This is a genomic window from Psychrobacter luti, from assembly GCF_014192115.1.
GTDB classification, from domain to species: Bacteria; Pseudomonadota; Gammaproteobacteria; order Pseudomonadales; family Moraxellaceae; genus Psychrobacter; species Psychrobacter luti.
Window position 1 is genome coordinate 194330 of the sequence record NZ_JACHXL010000001.1, and the last position, 19915, is coordinate 214244.

At 44.0% G+C, this 19915-nt stretch carries 13 protein-coding genes; 9 read left to right on the forward strand and 4 right to left on the reverse strand.

The window, feature by feature from the left end:
• Nucleotides 1-14 precede the first annotated feature (14 nt).
• On the forward strand, nucleotides 15-647 hold the full coding sequence (locus tag FHS24_RS00780) for a c-type cytochrome (RefSeq protein WP_183619061.1): 633 nt from the start codon (nucleotides 15-17) through the stop codon (nucleotides 645-647).
• A 228-nt stretch (nucleotides 648-875) separates the two neighbouring features.
• Here the strand turns inward: FHS24_RS00780 and FHS24_RS00785 are convergent, their stop codons facing one another.
• From FHS24_RS00785 to tolQ, 4 genes are all read right to left on the reverse strand, one after another.
• On the reverse strand, nucleotides 876-2168 hold the full coding sequence (locus tag FHS24_RS00785) for a PD40 domain-containing protein (RefSeq protein ID WP_183617865.1): 1293 nt from the start codon (nucleotides 2166-2168) through the stop codon (nucleotides 876-878).
• A gap of 128 nt (nucleotides 2169-2296) precedes the next feature.
• A complete protein-coding gene (locus FHS24_RS00790; RefSeq protein ID WP_183617867.1) occupies nucleotides 2297-3310 on the reverse strand; it encodes a cell envelope integrity TolA family protein in 1014 nt (337 codons plus the stop codon).
• A gap of 105 nt (nucleotides 3311-3415) precedes the next feature.
• Nucleotides 3416-3874: a protein TolR gene (tolR, locus tag FHS24_RS00795; protein WP_183617869.1), complete on the reverse strand. Its 459-nt coding sequence runs from the start codon at nucleotides 3872-3874 to the stop codon at nucleotides 3416-3418.
• Nucleotides 3871-4617: a protein TolQ gene (tolQ, locus tag FHS24_RS00800; protein ID WP_183617871.1), complete on the reverse strand. Its 747-nt coding sequence runs from the start codon at nucleotides 4615-4617 to the stop codon at nucleotides 3871-3873. Before tolQ ends, tolR begins: the two co-directional genes overlap by 4 nt.
• A 568-nt stretch (nucleotides 4618-5185) precedes the next feature.
• On the opposite strand from tolQ, the gene FHS24_RS00805 reads away from it, so the two are divergent.
• The 8 genes from FHS24_RS00805 to guaD all read left to right on the forward strand — a co-directional run bounded on the left by FHS24_RS00805 (nucleotide 5186) and on the right by guaD (nucleotide 19903).
• Nucleotides 5186-6481, forward strand: a complete 1296-nt coding sequence (locus FHS24_RS00805; RefSeq protein WP_183617873.1) for an NCS2 family permease — start codon at nucleotides 5186-5188, stop codon at nucleotides 6479-6481.
• 703 nt (nucleotides 6482-7184) lie between these two features.
• Nucleotides 7185-10412: a bifunctional proline dehydrogenase/L-glutamate gamma-semialdehyde dehydrogenase PutA gene (putA, locus tag FHS24_RS00810; protein WP_183617875.1), complete on the forward strand. Its 3228-nt coding sequence runs from the start codon at nucleotides 7185-7187 to the stop codon at nucleotides 10410-10412.
• 11 nt (nucleotides 10413-10423) lie between these two features.
• Entirely contained in the window at nucleotides 10424-11116 is a 693-nt protein-coding gene (locus FHS24_RS00815) for a 1-pyrroline-5-carboxylate dehydrogenase (RefSeq protein ID WP_183617877.1), read from the forward strand.
• A gap of 353 nt (nucleotides 11117-11469) precedes the next feature.
• On the forward strand, nucleotides 11470-12831 hold the full coding sequence (locus tag FHS24_RS00820) for a uracil-xanthine permease family protein (RefSeq protein ID WP_183617879.1): 1362 nt from the start codon (nucleotides 11470-11472) through the stop codon (nucleotides 12829-12831).
• 157 nt (nucleotides 12832-12988) lie between these two features.
• Nucleotides 12989-14683, forward strand: a complete 1695-nt coding sequence (locus tag FHS24_RS00825) for a xanthine dehydrogenase small subunit (protein WP_183617881.1) — start codon at nucleotides 12989-12991, stop codon at nucleotides 14681-14683.
• Entirely contained in the window at nucleotides 14680-17268 is a 2589-nt protein-coding gene (xdhB, locus tag FHS24_RS00830; protein WP_183617882.1) for a xanthine dehydrogenase molybdopterin binding subunit, read from the forward strand. The genes FHS24_RS00825 and xdhB overlap by 4 nt, the downstream gene beginning before the upstream one ends.
• Nucleotides 17261-18370 (forward strand): XdhC family protein, encoded by a 1110-nt coding sequence (locus FHS24_RS00835; protein WP_227671763.1) that lies wholly within the window; start codon nucleotides 17261-17263, stop codon nucleotides 18368-18370. The genes xdhB and FHS24_RS00835 overlap by 8 nt, the downstream gene beginning before the upstream one ends.
• A 99-nt stretch (nucleotides 18371-18469) precedes the next feature.
• The gene (guaD, locus tag FHS24_RS00840; RefSeq protein ID WP_183617884.1) at nucleotides 18470-19903 is read left to right on the forward strand and encodes a guanine deaminase; all 1434 of its coding nucleotides are present in this window, start codon (nucleotides 18470-18472) and stop codon (nucleotides 19901-19903) included.
• The last annotated feature ends 12 nt before the right edge of the window (nucleotides 19904-19915 follow it).

Genomic DNA, 19915 nt, shown 5'->3' on the forward strand with positions numbered 1-19915 from the left:
TGAAGAAAAAAGTCATGAAAAACATGACCCCCAAACTTTTGACTGCGATGCTGCTAAGTGTGATGAGCAGTGCAGCACTTTTAGGCTGTAGTCAACAGTCAGATGATGAAGTGACCATTTCTACTGTACAAGATCAAGATTCCCTGACAACCAATGACTATCAAGCAAGTCGTAATACGGGAGCGTGGGGCGGTGTTTATATGAGCCGTGAGGAGCTTGCCGCGCCTGCTATCAACATCGTTGATAGCAGCTCACTTCCCACTATGGATAACGATCCAAGTATTGCCGAATGGGATGCCAAGTTTGAAGGAACGAATGCTTTTGTGACGACAGATGGTAAAAAGCTATATCATGACTCTTGTGCCGCTTGTCATATGCATAAAGGCGAGGGTGCTTATGGCGCAGGTTATTATCCGCCTCTCGCCAATAACAGCAAAATGCAGTCGAAGTATTATATTATTGATATCTTGATTAATGGCTTCCGAGGTATGCCATCATTCCATAAGATGATGAACGATGAACAGATGGCAGCGGTCACTCAGTATGTGGTCAGTGATTTAAATGGTTATACTGATACGGTTACCGCTGAAGATGTGGCACAGCTAAGACACGCGGTTCCACCAGCTAGCGATCCAAGTGACGAGTAAAGCAATCGGTTAATGTTTTAGCCAATAGTATTTAAGGACTGGTTTCTAGGATAGATAATTTTAGAATAGCCAGTATTTAGTATCATGGATTGCTGCTATAAAAATTGCTCTATTGTTCCAAGTCAAAAAAAGCGCCTAATGAATTTATTAGGCGCTTTTTTTATATTTATAGATTTGATTTCTAGGATTTGCTTAATTAGTAAAATAACAAATTAATAAGTTCATAAGCTACTTAGGACTCGCTGACCAAACTGGCGAGCGGATAGTACCTTGACCAGATTTACCAAATGATTCGCCACCATTGAGTGATTTAATAGTCAGTACGCCTTTACCGCCTTGCTTTGAAGCGTAAACCACGCGCTTACCATTGGGCGAAAAGCTTGGAGCTTCGTCGATACCGGTATTGCCTAAATTGGCAGTGACCGCGCCGCCACTGTTCATGATGGCAGCTGAGCGACCACTTAAAAAAGCAATTTGTGAGCCATCGCTACTGAACTGCGGGCTGGTCGCATAGCCACTGCTTGATACCTGAGTCGTACGTCCTGAGCCAAATTCATAACGATAAATACGCGGTTTGTTAAACCCTGCACGGTCACTGACGAATACAAAAGATTTGCCATCAGGTGCGTAGTTCGGCTGCACTTCACTGCTTGGCCAATTGGTGATACGTCGAGGCGTACCGCCGCTAGCGCTCATCTCATAAATATCAGCACTGCCTTCAAAGCTGCTAGAAAACAGTATTTTGCTGCCATCGGGTGAAAATGAGGGGCTAAGGTTGCTACCAGGGAAGGGTGTTAATGGCGTTGCACCGCCGCCGCTCACGCTTTGTACATAAATAACAGGGTAAGACTTATCGCGCTGGACTGAATAAGCGATGCGATTGCCATCGGGTGACCAAGTAGGCGAGAAAATAGAGCCTGCCACTTCTGTAATGGTTTTGGCATTTTCGCCATCAGCATCCATCACTTTTAGGCGCGATATCTTCTCTTTGCCAGTGCCAATCTCTTCGATATAAGCAATGCGTCCTGAGAAGTCACCGGGAATGCCCGTGATAAGCTCATATACTTTATCAGCGATAACGTGAGCTGCGTAACGCATGCTTTCTTTATTATTATCAGCAGTGAGGCTTTGTTTGCCTTCTATCACGCGCCCAGATTTGATATCGATAACTTCATAATCGGTGACGACTTTGCCGCGATTACTGCGCGTGCTACCGACCACAAGATAAGGGATACCCATACTTTGCCATACAGGTAGTGTGCCCGCCAACTCGCTACTACTACGCGGCTGCTGCGGTAGGTTTTGACTGGTGACTTTTAGCTCTGTTTTACTTAAATCATTTAAGATAATAGGCGATAAGGTAGTGTCACCAGCAAATGGTACAAAAGCCACTTGGTTTTGCTGCACTGGAATCTCATAATCCAACTCTAGAACGACGGGTGCGGCAAAGACGCTAGGAGCAAGCAATAAGCTTGAGGTGCTGGCAAGTAAAGAGATGCATAGTTTTTTATGGATGCGCATAACCAAATCGAACTCCTAGGTTGGGATAATGTTTTTTAAAGGCGGTAAACTAACGATAACGATAATATCGCCGCATATATAGGTTGCATTAGCTAAAGTTAGCAATAATATCGTCTTAGGGCAACTGATTAATTGCTGCCCTTAAACTGTATAGTAAAGGTAGGGTATTTAGGATCATCGGCATCAATCGGTAAGCTGCCGGTATTCAACACTGCCTGCTTAGCAGCTTCATTGACCGCACTATCAGGTCCTGAGGCAGAGACGTTAACCACATTACCACTAGCATTGACAGTGATGGTTAAGGTGGCGCGTTGAGTCGAGCCTTTCGCTGCCGTCGGTGGATTATAGTTGCGTTTGATGAGGTTGATAATTTCACTGTTACTGGCACCGCGGCTGCCACTGGATGCCGAGCGGCTACTGCCTTTTGCGGTACTTGAAGTCGTAGCGTCACCAGATAGCGTCGACTGTCCATCATCTCCTAGGCTAAAGGTTTGACCTGCGCTACCAGAACCACCGGTATTGATTTCTATATTTCTATCGTTGGCCGTAGGGCGTTTAATCTTAGGCGGATTATTTTGCTTATTGCGAAAATCCCCAAGCCTTTTTTGCTCTTCAATAAGCTGTTGTCTCTTATCTTGTTCAATTTGCTCATGCTCTTCTAGTACAGACTCATCTAACTGCGATGCCCACTCTGCCATATTGCGCTCATACTCTTGAGTTTGCTCAAGTAGGCGTTGGTGCTGTTCTTCGCTCATCAGCATGGGGCGACTAGCGGAATCATCAGAACGGGTAAAAACGGGCACACGCTGAGAATTGGGCTGAGTTGGGCTGTCGTAACTGACACTGCCATCAGTGCTATTTTCTGGCATATTACTGGATGAGCCACTTGCACCGCTGTCGGCTTGCATGGCACTGGCCGCTGCTGCACGATTGGCAAGTATCTGTCCTTGCATCTCAGCCAACTGTTCAGGCGATATCATGACAGTTTCAATAGTGCCGGCGGTCTCGACTTCCATATTCTGATAGGTATAAATCAGGATGCCAATCACAAGACCATGCGCCAGCAAACTGAGCAACGTAGGCAAGGTTAGCCCGTTACCTTCAGGTTCGGTCGGCACATAAACGGTTGGTCCATTACGCATGGCACTGATACTCGAAAATAGGGTACTCAAGAACGTGAGACTGAAAAAAGAGCTTCATCAAATTATCTACTTTATTATAACCAACTGAGCTAAAAGTGGGTGATATTATAATGCAGGCGCGGGTAAAGGCGCGCCTGTCAATAGTCCTACCTTTTGGATGCCTGCTTGTTGCAAGGTTGCCATCAGGGTCATGATAGCGCCATACTGATTGTTTTGATCGGCATTGATCATCACCTGTAAAGGCTGTGCACCTACTTCGCTACTTTGATTTTGCAGATTGGATAACGTATCAATCAGCTCCGGCTCGCTAATCGGCAAGTCGATATTATTCTCATAACTGATAAAAATCTCGCCACTGCCCGTTAACGACACGATCACGGGTAGCTGACTTTGGCTCATGGTATTGGTTTGCTCTTTTGGCAAATCAACGTCGACACCCGTAATCAGCATCGGCGCTGTGACCATAAAGATAACAAGTAGCACTAGCATTACGTCGATATAAGGAACAACGTTCATCTCCGCATTGAGCGCTTTTTTCTCACGGCGATAGGGACTTTGTTTCATAGACCGGTTACCTGAGTGCTTTTTACCTGAGTGCCTTGATTAACTTGGCTGACTTGCGTACTAGGCTGTGGATTTTCGATACTGGTTTCGCGTTGTAGCATCCCCGTCATCTCATCACAGAATAAGGCGCGTGAGTCGTATAGGCGGCTTGATTTGGCGGTAAAATGGTTATAAGCCAATACCGCAGGAATAGCCGCAAACAAACCCATGGCGGTGGCAATCAAGGCTTCAGCAATACCGGGCGCAACAGTGGCTAAGGTCGCTTGTTCGCTCTGTGACAACCCCAAAAAGGCATTCATAATGCCCCAAACCGTACCAAATAAACCCACATAAGGTGCTACCGAGCCAATACTTGCCAGCGTAGTCAGTCCTGACTCTAACAACTGCTGCTGACGACCCAATCCAACGCGAAGCTTACGTTCAACGCCATCGATGATGTCATCTTTAGGCTGGCGTTTTTTATGCATTCTTAAGTATTCAGAAAACCCAACATAAAAAATCTGCTCAAGTCCTTGGCGCTCAGGCGAACCTTGCACGCCTTGATAGAGCTTAGCTAAATCTTCTCCTGACCAAAACCAAGTTTCAAACTGCTGGTCGAAATTTTTGGCCGTACCCAAACGGGCACTCATACGAAAAATAATCACCCAACTAAGCAACGAGGCTAATAATAACAATGCCATCACAATCTGTACCAATAGACTGGCTTGGGTGATAAGGTCAACAATATTTAATGATTCAGGCATGGGTTAGGCTCATGGGTAATTAATAATAAAGGCTTTTATTTTAATGGTTAAATGCTTATAGCGGCTAGGGGCGGGTAGTATTTTCACAATACGTGCATTCTGCCAGCTCGCTATAACCCCGTAGTGTACTGTGAAATGATAAAAAGGTCATTTATTAAAGTGTTAAATGTAAATTTAACGCTTTGTCCAAAAATATAATAGTGAATGAGTTTTATCTGGCTGACTATATCGACAGCTAATTGTACCCATTCATTTAAAAAGCGATGACATTAATTGAAATTGTAAGACAATTTCACTAGAATGTAATTGTTTGTTGCTATCGCTTTTCATGGTGGCTCTGCATTTGCCAAAGTTATATGTGGCTAAAGGATTAAAAACATCATCTCGAATCTTAGTTTGTAAGCGTCATTTATAGTCGCAATTTGGAAGCGTCATTTATCGTCGCAATTTGGATGTATTTTTATATGTTTGATTTAAAAGCAGCATTGATGGTCGCTATCGCAAAACGGCACTTATCAACGCAGGTGGATAATGATAATTTACTTACTGCTATTTGGAAGCGACTCTTATGAACGCAATCGAACGCTATTTTGGGATCAATGGTGAAAATACCACGATCAAAACAGAGATTTTAGCTGGTGTAACCACGTTTTTAACCATGGCTTACATCATATTTGTCAACCCTAACGTACTTGCAGATGCAGGTATGGATAAAGGCGCGGTATTTGTTGCCACCTGTCTTGCCGCCGCTATTGGTTGTTTTATTATGGGGTTTTATGCCCGCCTGCCAGTTGCGCAAGCACCAGGTATGGGACTTAACGCCTTCTTTACTTATGGCGTGGTTTTGGGCATGGGTTACACATGGCAAACGGCGCTTGGCGCGGTATTTTTGTCAGGTTGTATCTTTGTCCTACTAAGCTTATTTAAAATCCGTGAAATCATTATTAATTCTATTCCAGACAGTATCAAACAAGGCGTTGTCGCTGGTATTGGTGCATTTTTGGCATTTATCTCCATGCAAACTGCTGGTGTCATCGTTAATAACGATGCGACATTGGTAGGTCTTGGTGATATGACAACATTTGCGCCGGCAATGGCAGCACTTGGTTTTATTATTATTGTTGGGTTGTCTCATAAAAGGATACCAGGCGCGGTCACTATTGGTATTTTACTGGTAGCGCTTATTAGTCTTATCACCGGTAATACACAGTTTGCAGGTATCATCTCAGCACCGCCGTCTATTGCCCCAACGTTTATGCAGCTTGATATCGCTGGTGCGTTTGATATAGCAATGATTAGTGTTATCTTTGCCTTCTTATTTGTGGATTTATTTGATACGGCAGGTACGCTGATTGCAACCACCAGTCAAGCAGGTTTGATTGGTAAAGATGGTAAAATCCCTAATATGGGTAAAGCGCTGCTAGCAGATTCGACGGCGACTGTGGCAGGTACTTTACTGGGTACCTCATCAACGACCAGTTATATCGAAAGTGTCTCAGGTATCGCATCCGGTGGTCGTACTGGACTGATGGCTGTGACCGTTGGCGTGCTATTTTTACTCAGTGTGTTCTTCTCACCACTTGCTGCAATGATTCCTGGTTATGCGACAGCAGGAGCTATCTTTTATGTGGCAGTACTCATGATGGGCACATTAAAAGACGTTAAATGGCATGACTTAACAGAAGCGGCGCCAGTCGTGGTGGTATTGTTATTTACGCCTTTGACCTATTCGGTCGCTGACGGTATTGCACTTGGCTTTATTACCTATACTGCTATCAAGGTAATCGCTGGTAAATTCTCTGATGTGAGTATTCCTGTTTGGCTCTTAACAGCCGTTTTATTGGTTAAGATTATCTTCTTATAAAATATTAAATAGTGTATTCACCATGAAAAACCCTCTTTATCTACTAGAATGATAAAGAGGGTTTTTTTATAGATAAATTATAGGTAAAACGTGAACAATTGAGATAGAAAGCCCCAATTATGGCCTCAAAAAAACAGTTAAATGGACGTCAGACATTTAGATATATAACCAAATCGTGATATTTGCTGCGAGGTTAATAACCAATTGTTTTTAAAGAATGTCTTTCTTGGTTAAGATAAGTAACAGCGGGGCTTTGAGGCTTTTTTTCATGCTACCATAACTAAGCTAAGCGCATCACCTCAATCAACGCCGTAGAGGTTTTTCTTACAGTGAATTTGCGTCATATAAGATGACAGATTAGGTTTTATTAAAACGATACCGCATCTGAGCATTACTCTCCATTCACTACTAACAAGAAGAAGGCACTAATGTCGCTTAGCTGTTAGTTGTTGCCTTTATATTGTTAATGTAGCCCGTTTAACACTAAAACGACCTACTTGACCGCTTCCAGCCTATGCTGGATTTTCTCGTTTTGTGATGGTGTGGTTTGGCCTTTTGATTATTGCTGTAAATATCCATTTAAGACTATTATTTAATTTAATCATGTATTCAATTTAATGATGGTTATAAGTATTTTTCAAAATAATCAGAATTCCCAGCGCGCTATTTATTATGGTTTTTAAACGATAGTTATGGAGTTGTTATGAACCCAGTAGACCAGTTTACCCCGCAAGAGCCGATTTTATTTAAGCCGGTAGATTTGCTAGCGCCAGACTATATTGCCCAGTCGTCAGAAACGCTGCACGCCCGTATTTCACCTTTATATAGCGTGGATGAAGAACGTTGGTTATCCGAGTTATTGCCACTTGCCAAGCCGACAGATAGCGAACGTGAAGCCGCTGCCACGCAGACGCGCCAACTGGTCGAGCACGTACGTAATGATGGCAAAGCTGTAAAAATGGTTGACTCATTATTGCTTGAATATAGCCTTGATACCCAAGAAGGTATTCTGCTCATGAGCTTAGCTGAGGCATTGATTCGCGTACCAGACAATTATACTGCCGATGCGCTGATTCATGACAAAATGAGTGTGGCTGACTGGAAAAAACATCTAAAAAACGACAACGGTTTTATGGTCAATGCCTCGACATGGGGCATGATGATGACCGGCCGTGTGGTCAGCATTGATAGTAACACGACAGCATCTGGATTTTTGGACCGTATGACTAAAAAAATGGGTGAGCCAGTCATTCGTAGTGCGATGCAAAAAGCCATGCGTATCATGGGTCATCAGTTTGTGTTGGGTGAAACCATTGAAGACGCTAATAAAAACAGCCAACCTTATCGTAATAAAGGCTATACCTATTCATTTGATATGCTAGGTGAAGCAGCTATTACTCATAAAGACGCTGAAAAATACTTTAATGACTATCTGCATGCGATTAAAGCGACTGCCAGTATTAAAGTTAAAGAGGGTATGCCAAAGCCTTCGGTATCTATTAAGCTATCTGCCTTGCATCCGCGCTATGAAGCAACCCAAGAAGAGCAGGTCATGGGACTATTGCGTCAACGCTGTTTGCTATTGATTGAAGCGGCGCGTGAGGTCAATGTCGATATCAGTATCGATGCAGAAGAAGCTGATCGTCTTGAGATATCGTTAAAACTATTTGAGTCTCTATATCGCGATAATTTGACAGCGGATTGGGATGGCTTAGGTATTGTAGTACAAGGTTACTCAAAACGCGCGATTGCTATTTTAGTGTGGCTAGCGCGCTTGGCAACTGAAGTCGGCGATCGTATTCCAGTACGTTTGGTAAAAGGTGCATATTGGGATACTGAGATTAAACTGGCGCAGCAAAAAGGTCTGTCAGGCTATCCTGTGTGGACGCGTAAAGAAGGTACCGATACCGCTTATCTTGCGTGCGCGCGTTTCTTATTATCCGAACATTTACGCGGGCTAATCTGGCCACAGTTTGCCACGCATAATGCGCACACGCTAGCGTCGATTATGACCATGAGTGCGCATAGAGATTTTGAGTTCCAACGCCTACACGGTATGGGCGATGCGCTTTATGACCATATCTTACAAGCTTATCAAATTCCAGTACGTATCTATGCGCCCGTTGGCGCGCATAAAGACTTGCTACCATATTTGGTACGTCGTCTACTTGAAAATGGTGCCAATAGCTCGTTTGTCCACCAGTTATTAGACAAATCTTATCCGATTGATAAGCTAACCGTGCATCCGTACGACAAATTATTGACCAACGATACTTTACATAATCCTGATATCCCGCTGCCGTTAGATATCTATGGCGAGCGCCGTGCCAGTTTCGGTCCCAATATCTTTGTAGAATCGCAATGGCTCCCGTTTAAAGCTGCTATTGATGGCCATCTACATAAAACGTGGTCAGCGACTTCTATTATTAATGGTAAAGCAGTTGATGAGTACGAAGCGGATGGTAACACCCATAAGCTTGAATCTCAGAAAGTGCGTGCGCCTTGGAATCATGAAGTCATCGCTGGTGATGTCAAATATGCCAATGCGGATTTGGCCGTTCAAGCTATCGATGTGGCGGTAGCAGGGCAAAGTGCATGGCAAGCAGTACCGGCAGCGCAGCGAGCTGCTATATTGCGTAAAGTAGCAGATTTATATGAAGAAAACTATGCTGAATTGATGGCGCTATGCCAGATTGAAGCTGGTAAAACCATGCAAGACGGTATCGATGAAATCAAAGAAGCGGTTGATTTTTGCCGTTTTTATGCCGACGAAGCAGAGCGTTTAGACGACGTAGTCCATGAGTTTACAGATTTGTCTGGGAAAGACTCTCGTCAGGTTTATAAAGCGCGCGGTACTTTTGTATGTATCAGCCCTTGGAATTTCCCATTGGCGATCTATACGGGTCAAATCGTGGCGGCACTTGCAGCAGGCAATACAGTAGTAGCTAAGCCTGCTGAACAGACCAGCTTAATTGCTCATTTTGGTGCGCAGTTAATGTACCAAGCAGGTGTGCCAGCAGAAGCATTACAGCTAGTGATGGGTGCAGGCGATGTTGGTGGTGCTTTGACGGCAGCGGATAATATTGCAGGTGTTATCTTCACCGGTTCAACCCAAACGGCGCAGCGTATCAACCAAAGCTTAAACAATCATGTGCAAGCCAACGGCGAGCTACCAGTCTTTATTGCTGAGACGGGTGGTCAAAATGCCATGATTGTTGACTCAACCGCATTACCTGAACAAGTGGTTAAAGATGCGGTATTGTCAGCCTTTGGCTCGGCCGGCCAACGTTGTTCAGCTTGTCGTATCTTATGCGTGCAAGAAGAAGTCGCGGATAATTTAATCGAATTGCTACAAGGTACTATGGCAGAATTGGTCGTCGGTAATCCACTGCACGTAACCACAGACGTAGGTCCGGTGATTGATGCGGATGCCAAGCGCAGTCTGGAGGCGCATATCGAACGTATGAGCGCTGAGCCAACCGCAAATATTTTGGCGCAGACACCTATCAGTGCAAGCTCGGTTGTCAGCGAAGAGCACTCTACCTTCGTCTTGCCAACAGCGATTGAGGTCAAAAGTATCGATGTCATCGGTGGCGAGCATTTTGGTCCGATATTGCATGTATTACGTTATAAAGCACCTGACCTTAACAAGCTTATCGATGCCATTAACGGTACTGGTTTTGGTTTGACTTTAGGTATTCATAGCCGTATTGAAAATATTGCCGAGCATATTGAGCGCCGTGCGTTTGTCGGTAATACCTACATCAACCGTAACCAAATTGGTGCCGTCGTCAACGTTCAGCCATTTGGTGGCTGTGGTCTATCCGGTACAGGTCCAAAAGCAGGTGGTCCACATTATGTGGCTCGCTTGATGCAGCTGCGTTCTGAGTCAATAACGACTGAATCACTCACTCAAACACAAATCGCATAAGGAGTAGCAAGATGGCGACTGAATTTAAAAAGAATCATGCCCAAGTTTGTGAATCTTGGCGATTACTTGGCGCGGTCAATCGCGCGACGTATCTACAAGCAGCTATTGCAAAATTGGCCTTGCTGACTGGCGATGTCAATAAAGCAAAGCGTTTATTCACTCATTTATTGAGTGCCGCGCCCAGCTTAGACGAAGTACAGCGTATGACGGGCGCGACGGGTGAGTCTAACGATTTATACGTAACCGCTCGTGGCAAAACTATGGTCATCGGCGGTGAGTCTGCACGCGCAATGGCAGTACTTGGGCAGTTAATCGCCGCATTATTGACTGGTAACGAGGTGATACTACATTGCCCAAGCCAAGATGAGATGTGCAATGAGGCAGCAAAGATACTGTATGACACTGGTATCAGCGACGATGTATTGAGTGTGGCGAACGATTCGCAAACCGTGACGCTGCTATATATCGATCGTTTGGCTCAAGTTGCAGTCTCAGGCAATAACAGCGAAGTACAAGCCATCAGTCAAGGACTTGCCAATACTGACGGTATCTTGACGCAAGTCATTAGCGTCACTGATATGGAAGGCTTTTCAGAGATGCTGACGCCTGATTACCTCTATCGCTTTGTCACCGAAAGGGTAAGAACCATTAATACCACAGCGATTGGTGGTAATGCGAGCTTATTAGAGCTTGGGACGGAGTAATAATCTCATATAGCTAAAAAGTTAAATTATTGCCAGTAGATAAAAAATAGAATCACACATGACGGTCAGTAATTGTTTTCCAAGCGCTTTGGTAAATGATTACTGACCGTTTTTTTATAGTCTTCTTAAAGTATTTACTATTTTGAATAGAAGTTAAAAACCTTTTGAATCCATAATTTTTTAGCTTGTAGGCGAACAATAGTGGTGATACTATAAATAAAACCTGACCAAATAGTCATCTTTTAATTAATGCTATGACTAATAATAAGGTGCAAAAGCTCACTAGAGCAGCCTACAACTATTAACAAGGATTGTTAATAGATTTAAGGTCATATTAATCAAGGATGATTAAAATGTCTCAATCTTTAGAGCCTCAGAAAAACGCCGAGTTGATGTATCAGCTCAATGACAAGCCTAGCTTTTGGCCGGCAAGCTTTGCCGCTTTACAACATCTGCTGGCTAGTATCGTCGCTATTGTTACTCCTACCTTGATTGTCGCAGGAACCCTAGGTTTGGGCGATTATGTGCCTTATCTAATCAGCTGCGCGCTCATTTCATCTGGCATCGGAACATATATTCAATGTAAAAAAATAGGTCCTATAGGCGCTGGCATGCTCAGTTTGCAAGGTACTAGCTTTGCTTTCTTGACCGCTATTATCGCTGCTGGACTGATTGTAAAAGGCCGAGGTGGTTCGCCAGAAGATATTTTAGCTACTATTTTTGGCGTTAGTTTTTGTGCCGCCTTTGTTGAAATTGTTCTTAGCCGCTTTATTCATAAATTAAAAAGAATATTTACCCCTGTGGTCACTGGTACCATTATTATTCTCATCGGTGTTCCGCTTATTGAAGTCGCCATGACTGATATTGCAGGTGGTTTCGGTGCCGAAGATTTTGGCAGTTTGCAAAATCTGTTTTTAGGTATGGTTGTGCTGGTGTCAGTGATTGTATTTAACCGCTCAAAAAACCCACTATTAAGACTTTCCTCTATTGTCATTGCCTTAATCTTAGGAATGCTAGCTGCTTTTTTTATGGGCAGATTAGATTTTTCTTCATTAAACAATGTTGGTTTTATTACCATTCCTATCCCATTCAAATTTGGTTTTCAGTTTGATATCACCTCTTTTATTCCATTAGCTATCTTGTACTGTGTCAGCGCCCTTGAAACGACGGGCGATCTAACAGCCAATGCTGTAGTATCAAAAGAGCCTGTCAAAGGTCCTGTCTATCTTAATAGAATTCAAGGTGGGGTATTGGCAGATGGGGTCAACTCTATGATTGCTGCCACCTTAAATAGCATGCCATCGACCACCTTTAGTCAAAATAACGGCGTCATTGCGCTTACTGGGGTCGCCAGCCGTCATGTCGGTATTTATATTGCGGCTCTTATGATTATCATTGGGTTGTTTCCTATCTTTGGTGCCATATTGCAAATGATGCCGCAGCCAGTACTTGGTGGCGCAACATTGGTTATGTTTGGGACAGTAGCGGTAGCTGGTATAAAGGTTTTGGCTAGCGCTAAGCTTGATCGCCGTGATATGTTGATTATTGCTACCTCTGTGGGCATCGGTATCGGTGTGTCTATGGTACCTGAGGTATTATCACAAATGCCTGAATCAATACGTAACGTGCTGATATCGCCTGTCGCAATAGGTGCGATTACTGCCATTGCATTGAGTTTATTTTTGCCAGAAGATACCCAAGACGCTGATATATAAAAGTAAATATTTAATAGAAGTGTGATTGGTAAATATTATTGTGTGGTAGCTATTAAGTGTTAATTGATTGGTTTGCGCCATCAAGCAAGTGTTTTTATTAACAATCTATGTAAGCTATTTAATTTCACAAAGCCCAATTTTTTAGCCGAGTATTGCTATGATTAGTTTCTATCTGAATGGAAAGTACCATGAGATAAGCCACCTCAATCCGAATACGACGGTACTTGAGTATCTGCGCTTGCACGAATATCAAACTGATACTAAAGAAGGCTGCGGTAGTGGGGATTGTGGCGCATGTACGATTATGGCGCAACGTTTGCCTAATCATGCGATGAGCGATTCTAGTGACAGCACTCCTTTTTATACCTTTAACTCCTGTATTGCTATATTGTCGTTGATGGATGGTCATCATTTAATGACCGCTTCTTACCTAGCGGACAATCCAGCACATCATCCAGAGCGGGCGCTATTGCATCCTGCACAGCAGGCAATGGTTGATTGCCATGGCTCGCAATGTGGATTTTGTACTCCTGGTTTTGTGATGTCTCTGGCGAATCTTTATGAAAATAATCGTATGCAACAACAAAAGAATGCCAAGCAGGGTAGCTCAAATGATGACCCAAGCTATGATGATATTGTCGCCGCAATTTCAGGCAACCTATGCCGCTGTACCGGTTATCGACCCATTATCGAAGCAGGTCTAACAATGGGTAAAATTGGTCAGCAAAGAGACGCTGATGAAATGGTAGCAAAAGATTTAACGATAAGCTTAGCGACGGATGCGATGGCAAGTAACAGTAAGTCGCTACCTAAAAACGAGTCGTTCAATAAATCGAATCAAGCGTCAACTATTGAGCCTGCACTGAGTGAAGGGTCGCTGCAGCTATTCATTCCAAAGACAGTGGATGAGTTTAATCAGTTATTAGCTGTATATCCAAGTGCAACAATTTGGGCGGGTGGTACGGACTTGGGATTAAGCATTACCCAGCACTTGGTTGACCATGAAGTGATTATTCAGCTGTCTGCTATTGATAAACTAAAAGTGTGGTCATTGTCTGAATTAAATAAGTACACTGATAATAAAAAATCAGTACAAGAATTGACGTTTGGGGCTGGCATGACATATCAGCAAATGCTGCCAATACTGGAACATAACTTTCCTGCCTTTGCAGCATTATTCGCAAGAACCGCTTCACCGCAAATACGTAATATGGGTACGCTTGGCGGTAATATTGCTAATGCCTCGCCAATCGGAGATTTACCACCAATCTTGCTGGCGTTAGAGGCACGCATTCATTTGCGTCATTGTAATCCCAATAATAGAGATATTGGTGGCGAAGATGCCAGTGCTAAGGATGAAAGCAATGAACATAACAAAACATCCTATGTCGACGAGATAATACCTTTATCAGAATTTTTTCTAGATTATAAAAAAACAAAGCTACGGGCAGGCAGTTATATCGTTGCTATTCATATGCCACTGATGCAGGCTAATCAACATCTATTTATTCATAAAATTAGTAAGCGTTATGAAGATGATATTTCCGCTTGTTTGGTTGCCGTAAGAATCGATTTGTCAGCAGATGGTATGACTATCGACCATGCAAAAATCGGTCTCGGCGGTATGGCGGCTATACCCTTATTAGCAAAAAATTGCCAGCAAGCACTCGTAGGTCAGCCCCTTGAGCTTGCAAGTTTTAAGAAAGCTGCAAAAGCACTACCGATGGATGTCTCGCCATTAACAGATGTCAGAGCAAGCCGTGAGTATCGCTTGCATGTGGTGCAACGTTTACTAATTAAGTGTGGCAAGCAATTGTTGAAAGAGACGCAAACTGAGAGAGAATCATCATGAGCCATCAATCATCCTTATTTGACACTTATAGCATTCGCCGCGTACGTCCGCCTAAAAACAAAATCGGCACTTCTGCCAAACATGATAGTGCGATAAGCCACGTCATGGGAACAGCAACTTATGTGGATGATATCTTAAAGCCGCAAGGTACCTTACATCTGGCAGTCGGTAAAAGCAGTCACGCTCATGCTCGGGTAACCAGTACGGATCTCAGCGCTGTTAGAGCGGCTGACGGGGTGATTGATGTTTTAAGTTTTAAAGACTTACCCGCTCAGACGGATATCGGCGCGGTGTTTGACGGTGAGCCATTGATGGTAGGTGAGATCACAGAATACGTGGGTCAGACGCTGTTTTTAGTCGTTGCAACCACTCACCGTGCTGCTAAAAAGGCGGTGCTCAAAGCAGTCATCGAATATGAACCATTGTCAGCGATACTGAGTATTGACGAGGCCTTAGAGCAGGAGCAGTTTGTACGTCCCAGCCACTTCATGCAGCGCGGTGATACCGAAGCGGCACTTGCAAATGCACCTATGCGTATTGCAGGCCATATTCATATGCTGGGACAAGAGCACTTTTATTTGGAAGGACAAGTGTCCTATGTCGTGCCTTGCGATGATGGCGGGCTTGAAGTCTATACCTCATCACAGCATCCGAGTGAAGTGCAGCAGCTGGTCGCTGAGGTGACGGATTTGCCATTTCATGCCGTCAATACGATAGTACGCAGAATGGGTGGCGGCTTTGGCGGCAAAGAAACCCAAGCCGCTGCATGGGCATGCTTTTGTGGAATCGTCGCCAAGCGTCACAATGTACCTGTCAGTATGCGCTTGGATCGTCAAGATGACATGGTTGTGACCGGTAAACGCCATGAATTTGCCAACCGTTATGAGGTAGGTGTCAACGAGGCAGGACAAATCCTTGGGGTCGATATGCAGCTTGCTGGCTTGTGTGGTTATGCACCAGACTTGTCCGATGCTATCGTCGATAGAGCGATGTTCCACTGTGATAACGCTTACTATTATCCAGCCGCGCAGGTAGCAGGACATCGCTGCAAAACGCACACGGTGTCGAACACTGCCTATAGAGGTTTTGGCGGGCCTCAAGGTCTGATGACGGCCGAATATATGATGGATCATATTGCCTATACTTTAGGCAAAGACCCTTTGCAAGTGCGTTTGACGAACCTCTACCAAAATGGGCAAAGTACTCATTATGGTCAGCCAATCGAGCATTTTGATTTGGCAACGATTATGGAGACACTGGCAAAAGATTGTGATTATGATCAGCGTCGCCAGCAGATTATAAAAGCCAATGAGCAAGCCGAAGCTGAAGGCAGCGATAAGCGTCTTGGCATTGCCCTAACGCCTGTGAAGTTTGGCATCTCATTCACCGTGCAGACGCTCAATCAAGCAGGTGCTCTGGTACACATCTATACTGATGGCAGCATCCACCTTAATCATGGCGGGACAGAGATGGGGCAAGGGCTATTTGTCAAAATTGCTCAAATAGTCGCCAATGAGTTTGATGTGGATTTGGATACCGTAAAAGTATCTGCAACGCGTACCGATAAAGTACCCAATACCTCGCCGACCGCGGCCTCATCTGGCACCGATATCAATGGTAAAGCAGCGCAAAATGCTTGCTTAACCATTAAGGCACGTATCGTCGAGTTTGCCGCTAAGTATTTTGAAGTGGCAAAAGAAGACATACGCTTTGAGCGCAATTATGTCTATATTGGTGATAAGGAAGATTTTACTTTTGCTGAAATGGTGCAGTTGGCGTATCAGCACCGCGTTAGTTTATCTTCAACTGGTTACTATAAAACGCCAAAGATATTTTACGACCGCTCTAAAGCGTGGGGTCGACCCTTCTTTTACTTCGCTTTAGGCGCGGCGTGCGCTGAGGTTGAAATAGATATTTTAACTGGTGAGTATAAAGTACTGCGCTGCGACATCTTACATGATGCAGGACAGTCGATTAACCCCGCTATCGATATTGGTCAGATTGAAGGTGGCTTTGTGCAAGGTATGGGGTGGCTGACAACTGAGGAGCTTACTTGGGATAAAAAGGGCGCGCTAGCATCTAATAGTCCCGCCAATTATAAAATTCCAACGTCGCACGATTTACCAAAACAATTTACAGTTAAACTGTACGACCGTAAAAATGAAGAGCAAACCATTTACAATTCTAAAGCAGTTGGCGAGCCACCTTTTATGCTGGCAGCTAGCGTTTGGTGTGCTATCAATAATGCAGTCGCAAGCTTGGGTGTTTATAAGAAAAACCCAGATCTTACGGTGCCTGCAACCCCAGAGGCAGTATTAAAAGCGGTGATGCGCATGCAAGGCGAGGAGTGGGAGATTGACACGAATATAAACTTTGATGCGATTGATAACTTGACTAGAGATGAGGAGGACAACTGCGGTATTGACGACAATAAAGTTAAGCCACAACTTGTGCCGCATGCCGAAGATATCAAACCGTCAGAGGTCGAGGGTCAGACAGTCGACGAGCAGCCAGAAGCGATAGAGCATCCTAACGTATCAACGGCTAGAGGCCCTGCCCATAGTGAGCCGACGCACAGTGAATAATTCATCATTGCCACCTATGCCAATACCAGTACGTTGGTATGATGGTCTAGCCCAGTATCAGCAGCAAGGGTCTGCGCACGTATTGGCGACTATCGTTGCGGTCAATGGTTCTGCGCCCCGAGCGCTACAAGCAAAAATGGTGATTACCCATGACAACTGCTGCGATACGCTTGGTGGCGGCGGCCTTGAGCATGATGTAATCTCGACAGCACGGCAATTGCTAAATGGTGAGATAGATACAACCGTACCAAAAGCTTCTAAAAGAGATAAAGGTGTCAACAAGAATATCGACAATGACAATGATAACGACAGTGATTCGACGCCATCTAAAGTGGTAAGACGCGATACTGTTTATACCAAACATTATCCGCTAGGTGCGAAGTTGGCGCAGTGCTGCGGTGGTAGTGTCACCATTATGTTTGAATGTTTTAACGTGATGCCACCGATGTCGATATTGGTATTTGGGGCAGGGCACGTGGCAGCAGCATTGATGACGATACTGGCAGAGCTACCTTGCCAAGTGGATTGGGTTGACAATCGCCCTGAGATGTTTGAGCGCTATTTATTAGACAATTCTAATTTACCAAATACATCTACCCAAACAGAGGAATTATCCCAAGAATTAGAAACCCAGCCTAGTTTAACTCAGCCTAAGCTTTATAATCTTCCTACCCATATCCGTGCGCATATTGATGATGATCCTGTTGATTTCATTCGCCCGTTTATTGAACCATTTCTTAAACAAAGCGGTCAGCGTTTTATTTTGGTTATGACCCATGATCATAGTCTGGACTTTGAGCTAGTACGTGCCGCGTTGGATGCTGGTTCAGAGGCAAAAAATTTAGCAAACAATCTTTATAATAATGGTTCAGATAACGAGCTAGATAATGGTCGCTCAAAAGTCTCAATGCCTTATGTTGGTTGTATTGCCTCGGCAACTAAAGCGGAACGTTTTAAAAGTCGTCTGCTGCAACGTGGTTATGATAAGCAAATAGTCGATGAACTAACTATGCCAATAGGATTACCGATTGGTGGTAAAGAACCTATGGCCGTTGCCGTATCTATTGCCGCACAAATTTTGCAACATTATCATCAAAAATAAGCCATAAGATATAGACCATCAATACTGATTTCTACCTTTACCATTAATTTATATTCCAACTAAAACGTTCGGTATGATCAAGTGACGGGAGATTTACCCATGGCTCTACATATTTATCAAGCGCAGCTCCTGCACTATCTTACCGAAGATGATCTGAATCAAGTGGCTGAGCGTGCGCATGCTGAAAAACCCAACTCAACATCTTCTAATTATCCAAATACAGCAACCATTGATAAAAACATCACGCTACTACCAGTTATTGCGGGCGTGAACGTCTATCCTGAGTATATTGCTGACGGTGCGCTGATTGTCGATGATGTGGCAGGCTGCATTATAGATTATGGTAGTAGCGAAACAATACTAGCGAATTATGCTGAAGCTAATAATCAAGCACCGGTAAAGATTCATGACTATCGTAATAAATTAATTATGCCGGGCTTCATCGATACCCATGTGCACTATCCGCAGATAGATATGATTGCGGCTTACGGTGAGCAGCTTCTTGATTGGCTTAATAATTATACTTTTGTCACTGAAGCCAATTTTGCTGATCCAAAGATTGCGCATGATACGGCGCAATTCTTTTTGAATCAGTTAATGGCTAATGGTACAACCAGCGCTATGGTGTTTTGTACTAGCCATCCGCAATCTGCAGAAGCCTTTTTTACTGAAAGTCACAGGCTTAATACCCGCATGATTACTGGCAATGTGTTGATGGATAAAAACGCGCCTGAGCATCTGTGTGTACCTGCTGAGCAGAGCATTCAAGACACGCAAAATATTATTAATAATTGGCATGGGCGTGGACGCCAACATGTGGCTATTACCCCAAGGTTTGCTATTACCTCAACGCCAAAACAATTGCAATTGGCAGGCGAGTTATATGCCAGCTATGACAATGTTTATCTGCAAACACATCTGGCAGAAAACCGTGATGAAATGGCTTTTGTGCGTAAGCTCTATCCCAAGCATAAAGGCTACTTAGATGTCTACGAAGATATGGGTCTGTTGGGTCGATACACCACTTTGGCACATGGTATCTATCTGGAGACTGCAGAATACGAAAGGCTACGCGCAACTGGTACGCAGATAGCGCACTGTCCAACGTCCAATCTGTTTTTGGGTAGTGGATTATTTGATTTACCTAAAACATTAAGCTATACCAGCGTCAGTATTGCGACTGATGTAGGGGCGGGAACCAGTCTATCAATGTTAGTAACTTTGTCGGAAGCTTATAAAGTTCAGCAGCTACAAAACAATCAACTGTCCGCTCATCAAGGGCTATACCAGATTACTTTGGGCAATGCGCAGTCGTTAATGCTAGATGATAAAATCGGTAACTTTATGCCTAATAAGGAAGCCGATTTTGTAGTAATAGACATGGCGGCGACGCCTTTATTAGAAAGACGTATTGCACAGACTAAAACACTGGAAGAACGATTATTTGTATTGATGATGCTCGGTGATGATAGGGTGATTGATGAGACAGTTATTGCAGGGGTAAGCCGTTATAAAAAAGTGGCTACAGCATAAGGTTAAGTGATA